We start from the raw sequence: 13000 nt of genomic DNA on the forward strand, positions 1-13000 counted from the left end.
ACATCAACCAAGATGGTACAAGCAACGGCAATGACTTTGCGCTTGCAGGTATTGAGATCACGCTAACGGGCCAGGATCTTTACGGTGAAGCGGTGAACTTAAGCACGACAACGGACGCAAACGGTGCGTTCAACTTTACAGGGTTTCGCAAGTCTAATGCGGCAGGTTACACCATCGTACAGGGTATAACTGACTACCTAGAAGGATTGGATTATTTAGGTGCCATATCAGATCAGTTTGGATCAAAAAGTGAAGTGCGGTTAGCGCTAACTCAAGAAGAATCGACAGTGCCTGAAGTGATCTTTACTGAACAATTAAATGCGGGCGATAAATCTATCTCAGGTCGTGTGTTTGTGGACATCAACCAAGATGGCACAAACAATGGCAACGATTTTGTATTAGCCAGCATTGAGATCACACTCACGGGCCAAGACCTTTACGGTGAAGCGGTGAACTTAACCACCACAACGGATGCAAATGGTGCGTTTAACTTTAAGGGTCTTCGCAAGTCTAATGCGGCGGGTTATACCATCACACAAGGCACAACGGATTACCTTGAAGGGCAAGATTACCAAGGTGCAAACCCAGATCAATTTGGTTCAAACAGTGAGATCAAACTGGTATTGGGTGAAAGCGTTGCTGCTGATCTTATCTTCACTGAACAACTCTACGCTGATGCAAAAGTATCGGGCAGCGTCTTTATTGATTCAAACAACAGTGGTTTGTTTGATTTACAAGAAGCTGGATTAGCTGGTGTAACGATTAAGTTGGCAGGTAAGTCAGCGATGGGTGATCTTGTATCTATCGAAACACTGACAAATCAAAAAGGGGAGTTTTCATTTACTAATTTAGTCGCAAGTGATGATGCAGGCTATGAGATAACGCAAGTTCAGCCTACCCAATTTAATGATGGTCTTGAGTCGCGTGATGGCGTGATCGTGTCTTCAAATACTAATGATGTGTTTTCGGTTGTTTTAACTACGAGTGAACAGGTTGAAAATTTGCACTTTGCTGAATTGTATATGGGCCGTATTGCCGGTGCTGTTTTTGTTGATAGAAATACTGATGGTCTATTAGATCAAAGCGATGATGCCATTGCACATGTTGAAATTAAATTAACCGGTAGCAGTCGTTTGGGTGAGGAGATTGCTTATAAAACATTGACTGATCAAGATGGTCGATTTGAGTTTACGCAATTGCCGCAAAGTAGTGAACAAGGCTACCAGCTAACGCAAGTACAGCCTGCAAATTATGCAGATAGCTTTGATTACCAAAATGGTGTTCAAGTAGAGGGCTCTGAGCAATTAGATGTACTGAATAAGTTAGTGCTCGCACAAGGTGCGGAGTTGGTCAATTTGAACTTCACAGAGGGCTTTGGTATTGCAATCAGTGGCCGAGTGTTTGTAGACAAAACGGACTCGGGTTTATTCCCACAAACAATTGAACTAGATGCATCTGACATCGTGATCGCAGGGAGTGAAATTCACTTAACAGGTATTGATTATCAAGGCCATGACGTAGCGTTGACTACGCTGACTAATGAGCAAGGTATTTATACTTTTACTGAATTACCACCAAGTAATGAGCAAGGTTATACCCTAACACAGGTAGCTCAACCATCCGCTTATTTAGATGGTAAAGAGTCAGCTAATGGTGAAGTGATTGCGAATACCAAAGGGTCAGATAGCATTTTTGTTGGTACCGTTTTAGAGATTAAACAGTATTCAAATTATGATTTTGCTGAATTACCAACGGCTTCTATCTCTGGTGAAGTTTGGGTCGATGCAGATGAAAACGGTTTACTGGAAGAAGGTGAGACCCTGAGAATTGCTGGCGTTCAAGTTAATTTAACAGGCACCACATTAGATGGTATTGCCGTCGATCGCACAGTGGTGTCTGATGAGCAAGGCTTATATACCTTTGATTATTTATATCCGGGCATGTATCAAATCTATCAACAACAGCCAAGTGCTTGGTTAGATGGTAAAGAGCAACTGGGTAATGCGGGCGGTGAAGTTGGTGAAGATCAGTTCTCGGAGATTTCAATTGCACTAGATCAACATGCAACAGGATATAACTTTGCAGAGCGCGGAAGTGATCTTGCGGGTCGTGTATATGTCGACCTAAATGATGATGGTGTTCAAGACACCTATGAGATGGGTTTGAGTAACGTTAGATTGACCATCACGGGTGCTGATCTTGATGGGCAGCCTGTTAACCGTGATATCTTAACTGATGCTTATGGACGGTATGAGTTTGAAGATTTGCCACTTAGCGGCGCAGATGGATTTACGGTCACTGAATATCAGCCTGAAAATACCCAAGATGGGTTAGACAGCGCAGGTAACATTGGTGGTGTGCTTGGCGATGATCAGATCTCCGGGATCTTAATTGAACGCCATGTCACAAAAGCACATTCATACAACTTCGGTGAACAATTGATGGATCCGGCCAGTATTTCCGGCTTGGTCTGGTTAGATAAAAACCACAACCGTGAAAAAGACGACAGTAATGGACAAAGTGGCTGGATCGTCGAGTTGTTACCGGATCCAATGACAGGAGAGGGCAATCCATTAGATGCGGAGCCATTGGCAGCGATTGAGTCAGATGCTAACGGTCAATATACTTTCTATGGCTTACCTGTTGGTACTTATGAAGTGCGATTTAGACACCCTCAAGGTGGCGTGATCTACGGTCTACCTGTATCAGACGATCCTGAGGCAAGCACTGAAAAAGGCACAATCTTAAATTTACGCGTCAGTGCAGGTGAGCAAGTGGAGAACCAATCTCTGCCTGTAGACCCATCGGGCGTGATCTACGATTCAGAACTGAGACAGCCTATAAAAGGTGCAAAAATTAAGATCACAGGTCCAAATGGTTTTGAGCCTGATCTGCACTTAGTGGGTGGCTCAGCGAATGTCGAGCAAACCACCAGCGATGACGGATACTATCAATTCTTGCTATTTGCACAAGCGCCTGCTGGAGTATATGAGCTTCATGTTACTGAGCCAAATGGGTATCAAAGTGGCGGCTCTAAGCGACTACCGGTATGTGCGAATACACTCAGAGTGGGTGCACATGAGCTACCAATTACCATTTTTGCTGAAGAGACTGTGCCAACGCTTGATGCACCTGAGCATATCGCAACCCAGTGTGCGAACCACTCAGATCAAGTACTGCAAGATATGCATACGACACAGTACTATCAGAGTTTTTACATTGAGCCTAAATTACCATCAGGCAATGTTGTAAATAACCACATCCCGTTAGATGCCTTTGGAGATGATCTTGTTCATGTGAGTAAGCAAGCACTCAAGCAAGATGTGGTGATAGGTGAGCTAGTGCCTTATCGCATTAAGGTGACTAACCAGTCAGATACGGTACTTAGTCCTCTTGCCTTTATTGATCAACTGCCTGCGGGCCTGAAATATGTTGCAGGTAGCGCTAAAGTGGACGGTCAAGCGATTGAGCCACAGCAACAAGGTAGACAATTACGTTGGGATGTGAACGCCTTACAACCAGAGCAGTCGATGATGATCGAATTGATCGTCGTTGTTGGTGCCGGTGTCAGTGAAGGCAAATACATTAACCAAGCCTGGGTAGAGTTTGTCGGGGGCTTATACCAAAACGGTGTGGGTAACCGTATCTCAAATATTGGCGAAGCTGCAGTGAAAGTTGTGCCAGATCCTATTTTCGATTGTAGCGACCTGATGGGTAAAGTCTTTGATGATCACAACCGTAACGGCATGCAAGATCAGGGAGAGCCTGGACTGCCAGCCATTCGTCTTGCTACGGCGCAAGGTCTTTGGATCACCACGGATCAACATGGTCGCTATCATCTTGCATGTGCAGACATTCCACATGCAATTCGCGGCGGTAACTTTATCGTGAAACTGGACGAGCGTAGCTTACCTTCAGGCTATCGTGTAGTGAGTGAAAATCCACGAGTGGTGCGCTTAACCCGTGGTAAATCACAACAACTTGACTTTGCAGCCAGTATCCATAAAGTAGCGCGCATTGAGATAACCGCTGAGTTATTTGACGGTGAGTCAGTTATGCCTGAGTACTTGTCTCGTCTAACGCAACTAATGGGTGCACTAGATAAAACACCGACAGTGATCCGCATCGCGTATCAACAATCTGAATTAGAACAAACCACAGAAGCGGAGCGTAAATCTCAATTGCTACTTGATTGGCTACAAACACAAGTGGCAGAGCGCGAGCTTCCAATCACTATTGAAACGGAAATGATCCCATTTTTTATTCCAGCTTTACCAGCCCACCAGCAGTTAGGAGGAAGCGATGACTAATCGATTCTTGCTAAGCAAAATTTCGTTATTGTGTGCAGCGGCGTATGCTTCTTTGCCCTCAATGAGTTATGCCTTTGTCGACGCTGTTAAGGACAGCAAAGGGACGTCTGCGGCTGGTAATACTGAGCGGGTAATAGTGCAAAAGCATTTTGTATTTAATGGGTTGGAAGAGCCCAAGGCAAAAACCGTCGAAATAGAGCGAACAGTAAAAGATGATAAGTCAGCTCAATTCGTGAAAGACTCTGCGATCCGTTTTGTTTCTGGTAAGCACTTTTTAACTGGCACCACTAAGCTTGAAATGGACCGCATTATTGGCTTTTTGCAAGGCAAGCAAGATATTAAGCTGCACTTTATTGGCCATGCAGATTCGCAAGGTTTGAGCGCCAATGCGCGTAGGATTTATAAAACCAATCAGGGTTTGTCTGAGCATAGAGCTAACATTGTGGCGGATTATTTCCGGCAGCAGCTTAATCTCACATCTTCTGCGACAACAACCGAAGGTCGTTCCAGTCGCGAGCCGGTAGCAAGTAATGCGACATTAGCTGGTATGGCTAGAAATCGCCGAGTTGAAGTCATTGCAGTTTATACAGAAACGCGCACGGTAAAAGATACACAAGTGATAGCACCGCCGCAGCGCTATAAATTATGCGGCGACAGTACATCTCATCAAGGGCCGCTCAATATCACCATAGATGGTCAAGCCTTTATGGATGAAGATGCAACTAATAATGCCGACGAGCAACGCTGTGCTGATATCAACTTAGAACGTTTTGCACTGCAACTAAAATATGACCCTCTAAATGTATTGCCTAAATTGAATGTGCAACATGCGCTGACTAAATCTGGTAATACCTTGATGCTACATCTAAAAGGTTACAGTAATTATCAGAGCTTTTTTGATTACGCTGAAGTGCAGATCCTCGCGCCACACAGTGACAAAGTATTGGCAAAGGTGGCGTTAGATGCTGGATTAACCGGCCGCTGGCGATTACCGGGCAATATGTTGGGTATGAGCTTGAAATACCGCTTAAGAGTGTACAATAAGCAAGGCCGCTTTGATGAAACAAGCCTTGCTCAAGCTGATTTCAAACCTCGCTATGCGGTGGATAATAGTAAGCTCGATGGGTATTTAATGGCGGGCTACGGTAAATCAATGCTTGCTAAGCAAAATATCAAAATTTCAGGCGGTGCTTTGACCTTGTATGGTGAGCAAGTGCCGAGCAATCACCGTGTGTATTTCTTGGGCCGAGTGGTGGCGGTGAATCGCGAGCGTAAATTTGTACATCAAGAAATTGTTCATAGCGGTTTTCATCGCGCAGAAGTCGCCGTATTAAATGAGCAAGGAGAAGGGCGCTTAATCCATCGGGATTTAGCATTGCCAAAGAGCGACTGGTTTTATGTGGCAATGGCCGATTTAACCATAGGTCAAAACAGCCACAATGGTCCAGTTGAATTACTCAGTGCTGATCACAACAAAGACGGTAATGTGTTTGCCGAAGGCCGATTAAGTGGTTATATCACCGGTAAATGGCAAGACGAATACAAGGTGACTGCGAGAATAGACACGCAGGAGCAGGGGGTGAATAAGTTGCTCTCGGGCTTACATGAAAAAGATCCAAAAAGCTTATTTCGACGTCTTGAAGAGGAGCAGCATCCAACGGAATATGGCGATGACTCAACCGTCATTGATGAAGCACCAACCAATGGCAAGATGTATCTAAAAGTCGAGAAGTCAAAATCTCATGTGTTATGGGGTAATTTTAACACGTCATTCAATGATACTGAGTTGGCGCGTGTTGAGCGCGGTTTGTATGGTTTGCAACTGCAATACATCACAGATGAGCTGACTTCTGCTGGTGATAATCAATCCCAAGTTCATTTCTATGCAGCAGAAGCTGAAACGCTAGGTGCTTATGAATCTCATCGCTCCACAGGTGGCTCTCTTTATTATCTTCAAAACCAAGATATTGTTCAGGGATCTGAGCAAATAGCTGTTGAGGTGCGTGATAAAATTACGGGTTTAGTGTTAGTCAGACGTGGCCTGGTTGCTGGTCAAGACTATGACATAGACGCACTGCAAGGGCGAATATTACTCAATAGACCGCTGTCTTCGTTCCAGCAAGATGACTTATTGGTGCGTACCGCAAGCTTAGATAGCAATCCCGTTTATTTAGTGGCGCAATATGAGTATACACCGGGGATAAATGGGTTAGACAATTTGACGTATGGTGCACGTTTGAGTCATTGGCTGAGCGATACGATTCAAGTGGGTACTACACTGAATCATCAAGAACAAGACCTGTTTAACGATCAATTGATTGCGTTAGATGCCATGTATCGCAAGAGCGATAGCGCATACGTAAAAGTTGAGATAGCGCAAACAGAAGGTATTGGCAATACGCTGAACTCGTTTACTGGTGGCATTGACTTTGAGCGACAACAATCGGGTGAAATAGGTCAATCAGCAGTGGGGCAAAGAGTTGAAACGGCATTTGCATTTTCTGATATCGGGATTGATGAACAAGGGCATGGTCAGTTTTATTGGCAACAACTTGAATCTGGGTTTAACTCTACAGGCCAAATCAGCCAAGTTGATAGCCACGCGGTTGGTATATTTTGGCAGTGGCAAATTGAAGACGATCATGCCATTCAGCTCAAAGTGGATGAACAAAAAGCAGAGCAACAACAACGCAGGCAGGCTGCTGAATTAGGGTATGTTTATCAACTAAATGACGATTGGCAAATTAGCAGCGCTGTGCGTCAAGACAATAAAGAAAATCTGACAGAGCAAAAAGAGCAGGCTCAAATGCGCCAACTTGATGATGGCGAGCGCATTGATGCGATCGTACAGCTTGATTACGACGGCAGTGATAAGTGGCAGCCTTATGTTTATCTGCAAGGCACGCTTACGAGAGAGCAAGACCGACTAGCAAACAACCGCGTTGGCATTGGCGCAGAGGCAAAACTGACTGAGACATTGACTGTCAACTCTGAAATATCTCACGGTAATCTTGGAGAAGCAGGCAAGTTGGGTGTCGATTGGCAATATAAAGAAGGTAGTAATGTATACGTTGAGTACAGGGTTGACCCTGATGGTGGAGAGCTCTTTTCAACTGGCCAGCAAAAAAACTGGGTAACAGGCTCAAGACATCGATTTAACTCTTCAACCAGCGTCTACGCAGAGCAAATCTGGCAACAAGATAGTCGACAAACGGGTTTAACCCATGCCTATGGCATTGAACATGACTTTTTAGTTGGCTGGCAAGCAGGTCTTGGTTTTGAGCAAGGCGAGCTTGAAAGTGATACTGATTTGATTGACCGTGATGTCACCACCTTGTCGCTTGGCTATCAAACCGACACATGGCAGTGGCGCAGCGCACTGGAGTACCGAGAGGATAGTAATAGTACGGAAACTAGAGCGTCTTGGTTGGCAAGGCAAAATATTCACGCCAAATTCAACGAAGATTGGCGAGCGCAGCTGCGTTTAGATTGGGCGCAAAGTGACAGTTCTTTATCTGACAGCGAGCCTGCAGGTGCGCTCAATAGTGATTTCACCGAAGCACAATTTGGTGTGGCATATCGACCTATTGAAGCGAGCCCTTGGTCTGGTATGGCAAGCTTTACGTATCTTGAAGACTTAGCGCCTGCATCACAGCTTAGTGGTATTGGCCTTGATAACACGCCACAGCAACGAAGTCGCGTGTGGGCATTAGATATTAATTATCAACTGACACCGCGCTGGCGCATCGGCACCAAACTGGCACAAAGACAAGGTGAACTGAGAATGGGGCGTGACACGGGTCAGTGGATTGATTCAGCAGCCACATTAGCTGTATTGCGTGCTGACTATCATTTGATGCATCAATGGGATGCCACACTTGAGTGGCGCGCTTTGAGTGTTGACTTAGCAGAAGACCGCCGTTCGGGCGCCCTATTTGCGCTGCATCGCCATGTTGGAGAGCACATGAAAGTCGGAGTCGGTTATAACTTTACTGACTTTTCAGATGATTTAACGGACCTAGATTATGATTCAAAAGGTTGGTTTATCAACCTGGTGGGTAAATTTTAAATAGTGAACCTCACTCTCCCTGAGTTCCAACTTGACATTAAATTGGCTTGTTGGAACTCCTCTTAGAACATTAAATTATGGTTGTCTTAAGTTGTTTGGTTAGGCCATTAGTATGTTTTGCGTTAGAATATAGCTATAACTCCTTTACACAGTTTATGCATGTCAAAGCAGGATCCTTATCTCTCTCGAGAACAAGAAAAATACGATAACCCAGTTCCAAGCCGTGAATTTATACTGGAAAAAATAAAAACCAGTAATAAAAAGACTAGCTTTAGCCAATTATGCCAAGCACTTAATGTGTTTGAGGAAGAGCGCCAAATTGCGTTTAAGCGCCGCCTTCGCGCTATGGAGCGCGATGGGCAGCTGCACTTTAATAAGTTTAAATGCTACGTGATCCCTTGTGATGACGGTCTAGTGAAAGGCAAAGTCATCGGTCATCGTGATGGGTTTGGTTTCTTGGAAGTGGAAGGTGAGAAAAAAGATTGGTTCATCACCAAGCATCAAATGGATCGTGTCTTACACGGAGATTGGGTACTGGCTAAGGCGGCAAGTCGCGGCTCTGGTGGTAAAGTTGAAGCGCGCATCGTACGTGTCTTGGAGTCTGAACGTGCCCCTATCATAGGACGTTATTTTGTTGAGCACGGTATGGCGGTGGTTGTGCCTGAAGATCCGCGTTTAACTCAAGATATTGTAATTTTGCCGGGCGGGGAAAAAGGGGCGCGCCATAACCAAATGGTGCAGGTTGAAATTACTCAGCGCCCAAGCAAGCAAATGAATGCCGTTGGTAAAGTTACGGATGTCATTGGCGACCATATGGCGCCGGGCATGGAAATAGAAGTGGCACTGCGCAACCATGATATTCCGCATGTGTGGCCTCAAGCTGTTGAAGATCAAGTCAGCAAACACGGTGAGTTTGTGGCTGAAAAAGACAAGCAAGGGCGTATTGATCTACGTAATTTACCGCTATTAACCATTGATGGTGAAGATGCGCGAGATTTTGATGATGCGGTACACTGTGAGCGCAAGCGTTCAGGTGGGTGGCGACTTTGGGTCGCCATTGCCGATGTCTCTCACTACGTTGAAAAAAATAGTCCGTTAGATAAAGAAGCGATTGAGCGTGGTAACTCAGTGTATTTCCCTGAGCAAGTAGTGCCTATGCTACCTAAGGTATTGTCTAATGGCTTATGTTCACTGAATCCAAAAGTAGACAGGTTATGTATGGTCGCTGAGATGACCGTTTCTGAAGCCGGGAAGTTGTCTGGATATCGTTTTTACGAAGCGGTGATGAATTCCCATGCACGACTAACCTACACAAAGGTACATGCGATCTTACAAGGTGATGAAAAACTGCGTGAAGAGTATGCAGAGGTTACCCCACATCTCACTGAACTACATAATATGTATATGGCGCTTAAATCAGCGCGCCAAACCCGTGGTGCGATAGAGTTTGAAACACTGGAAACGCGTTTTGTATTTAATGCATATCGTAAAATTGAATCAATTGTGCCCGTGGTTCGAAACGATGCACATAAACTGATCGAAGAGTGCATGATCTTGGCCAATGTCTCTGCAGCGAGGCTACTTGAAAAGCATGATGCGAGTAGTTTGTATCGTGTCCACGATGAGCCAGATCCTGAAAAGCTGAGTCACTTTAGACAGTTTTTGAATGATTTGGGCATAGAGAGCCCAATTGGTCATGAGCCGACCCCACTTGAGCTGACAGAAGCACTTGCATCATTGGGTCAGCGTCCTGAAACAGAGTTGATCCAAACCATGTTACTTCGTTCCATGAAGCAAGCGGTGTATCAACCAGACAACATCGGGCACTACGGATTGGCATTGAAAGCGTATGCACACTTTACTTCACCTATCAGGCGTTACCCTGACTTGGTGGTGCATCGTGCGATCAAAGGGATCTTGGCGGCGCAGGGGCAAACCGTATCTGGTGCTTATGTATATGATGCTGATGAAGCTGACCAGTTAGGTGAGCAGTGCTCTATGACTGAACGTCGCGCTGATGATGCAACACGGGAAGTAGCTGATTGGCTCAAATGTGAGTTTATGCAAGACCATGTTGGCAGTGAGTTTTCAGGCGTGATTTCGTCAGTCACGAACTTTGGTTTATTTGTTCGCCTTGATGAGTTGCAAATTGACGGCATGATCCATGTGAGCAATTTAGGCCATGAATATTTCCATTTTGACGGTGCAAAGCACTGTTTAGTGGGAGAGCATAGCAAAACGGTTTATCGTTTAGGTGACAAGCTAAGCGTTGTTGTGGCATCAGTGAGCTTGGATGAGCGACGCATCAATTTGGTGCTGGCAGATGAAGCTGAACCAGATCGCTACGCGCGACGTCGTAAAAAGTCAAAGCCGAGTGGTGGTGATGCTGCCAAAAGTAGCGTTCGTGCTCAGCTGAAGGCAGGCAAGATCCCAAATGGTAAGTCAGATAAGCATGATGACTCGTCAGAAAAAAGCGCTAAAAAAGCCAAAAAGCGCAAAAAAACAACTCCGAAAGGAGTGTTGAAAAAAGGCAAAAAAGCGGACGCATCAGGAAATAAAAAAACCGCTAAAAAGAGTACAGGAAAAAAAGCCACCAAGGCAAAAAGGCCGGGTAAAAATGCCCGCAAGAGACAAAAAAATAGTGCTGGAGCATAGTTTTGAGTAATGAATTAATTTTTGGCTTTCACTCTATTGAAGCCATTTTAGCCAAAGAGCCAGAGCGTTTTTTGGAGATATACGCACTAAAAGGGCGCGATGATAAGCGCTTGAGTGCAGTGGTTAATGAAGCACGTAAATTTGGTATCTCGGTGCAGTTTATGCAGCGAAAAGCCCTAGATAACAAGGCGAAAGGCGAGCAACACCAAGGCATTATTGCCAATGTTAAAGCGCCGCGTACACTGAATGAAAATGACCTGCAAGGGATCATTGATGCTAACGCCGCGCCATTTTTCTTGGTACTAGATGGCGTGACTGATCCGCATAACTTAGGTGCTTGCTTACGTAGTGCTGATGCGGCAGGTGTACACGCGGTGATTGTACCAAAAGACAAGTCTGCAAAACTCAATGGTACGGCACGTAAAGTGGCGTGTGGTGCCGCGGAGACAGTACCGCTTATTCAGGTGACTAACCTTGCCAGAACACTTCGTGACATTAAAGAAGCGGGGGTTTGGGTAGTAGGTACTGCTGGTGAAACTGACAGTGAGGTTTTCACTTCAGATTTAAAAGGCCCAATTGCGATTGTGATGGGTGCTGAGGGCGATGGTATGCGTCGTCTAACCAGAGAGCACTGTGATTTATTGGTAAAAATCCCGATGGTTGGTACCGTATCGAGCTTGAATGTGTCGGTTGCAACCGGTGTTTGCTTGTTTGAAGTACTGCGCCAACGCAGTTTGTAAGCAATACTTGGAGGGCTACTTCACCAGTAGCGCCTCTAATTCTGATAAATGACTGACTTGATAAGTTGGCGTTATATCCTCTGGGCAGGTTTGTCCTTCATGCTGTAACCAGCAACTATCAATACCGAATCGATTAGCACCTAATATGTCACTCTTGGGTGTATCTCCCACCATCAAAACCCGCTCTTTGCTTGGGTTACCTAACAGCGCTAATGTGTGCTCAAAGACTTGAGGATCCGGTTTAGCGACGCCCACTTGCTCAGAAATCACCACATGATCAAAAAAGTGTTTAAACCCTGTTTTATGTAAGCGCTTTTCTTGTAGCGCAGTAAATCCATTGGTGATGATATTCAACGAAGCAGCAGGGTTGAGCGCTGACAGCAGTGACTGTGCGCCTGGCAAAGGGGTGCATATATCCGCCATGGCGTTTAAAAAACCTAAATTCAAAGACTCTGGCGAAACAGATAATTTGGAAGCCCATGCATTGAAGCGCGTCACTTGCAATGTTTGTGCATCAATTTTTCCATCTTGATACTGCACCCAAAGTGGCGCATTGAGGGTTTGATACTCATCGTAGTCTTGTCGGTCGAACGTGACACCATGTTGTTTGAATAAGGTTTGCAGACCAAGAAAAGCATCAAAATGAAATAGCGTTTCATCGGCATCAAAAATGATATGTGAGTACTTCATGAACTATATAACTCTGAATGAATAAACGGTGCCATGGCTAAAGTGAGTGCTTGTGTATATGAACTTTCTCTGGTGGCAAGGTTATTCGTAAGCAGGCCTATCGCGCCACCTTTTTGTTTTATATTGGTGGTGTTGAATACGCGATCCATAACATGTCCAAGCTCTTCACCTTGCTCTAAAGCCGAATATATTTTGTCAGGGAGGGGCAGGTTGCAGCTTCTGTTGATGCTGGTTTGTTGCTTATCAGCAATGACGACAAATGCAAATGTGGCCGCACCGTAGTCGAACCTAGCTGCACCGCCTTCCATCGCGCAGTAAAAATCTGCATCATGATGTGCTTTAAGATAATCAACCCGATTTTGAGCACCTAAACGCGTATCTAACTCGCCAAGCGGTTGGTCTGGCACTCCACTGGGTGCATGGAGACCTTCGCAGACGATCTCTGTTTCTGGATAATATTTCTGAAAAATCGTTTTTGCGGCGTTTATCTTTACAGGATTTTTAGAACCTACAAGTATTTTGAGCATCATTTATTT

At 45.1% G+C, this 13000-nt stretch carries 6 protein-coding genes; 4 read left to right on the forward strand and 2 right to left on the reverse strand.

The window, feature by feature from the left end; genetic code table 11:
* The 4 genes from N473_RS23165 to rlmB form a co-directional block, all read left to right on the forward strand.
* A partial coding sequence (locus N473_RS23165) for an SdrD B-like domain-containing protein (RefSeq protein WP_155735723.1) occupies positions 1 to 4310 on the forward strand: 4310 nt, incomplete at its 5' end.
* Positions 4303 to 8379, forward strand: coding sequence for an OmpA family protein (locus N473_RS23170; RefSeq protein WP_063370012.1), 4077 nt, complete (start codon positions 4303 to 4305; stop codon positions 8377 to 8379). The genes N473_RS23165 and N473_RS23170, both read left to right, overlap by 8 nt.
* A gap of 159 nt (positions 8380 to 8538) precedes the next feature.
* Complete coding sequence (rnr, locus tag N473_RS23175) at positions 8539 to 11034, forward strand: ribonuclease R (protein ID WP_063370013.1); 2496 nt, start codon at positions 8539 to 8541, stop codon at positions 11032 to 11034.
* A 2-nt stretch (positions 11035 to 11036) separates the two neighbouring features.
* Complete coding sequence (rlmB, locus tag N473_RS23180) at positions 11037 to 11774, forward strand: 23S rRNA (guanosine(2251)-2'-O)-methyltransferase RlmB (protein WP_063370014.1); 738 nt, start codon at positions 11037 to 11039, stop codon at positions 11772 to 11774.
* 15 nt (positions 11775 to 11789) lie between these two features.
* Here the strand turns inward: rlmB and yjjG are convergent, their stop codons facing one another.
* On the reverse strand, positions 11790 to 12464 hold the full coding sequence (gene yjjG / locus N473_RS23185; RefSeq protein ID WP_063370015.1) for a pyrimidine 5'-nucleotidase: 675 nt from the start codon (positions 12462 to 12464) through the stop codon (positions 11790 to 11792).
* Complete coding sequence (yjjX, locus tag N473_RS23190) at positions 12461 to 12994, reverse strand: inosine/xanthosine triphosphatase (protein WP_063370016.1); 534 nt, start codon at positions 12992 to 12994, stop codon at positions 12461 to 12463. The genes yjjG and yjjX overlap by 4 nt, the downstream gene beginning before the upstream one ends.
* Between the last annotated feature and the right edge of the window lie 6 nt (positions 12995 to 13000).

The organism is Pseudoalteromonas luteoviolacea CPMOR-1 (genome assembly GCF_001625685.1).
GTDB classification, from domain to species: Bacteria; Pseudomonadota; Gammaproteobacteria; order Enterobacterales; family Alteromonadaceae; genus Pseudoalteromonas; species Pseudoalteromonas luteoviolacea_K.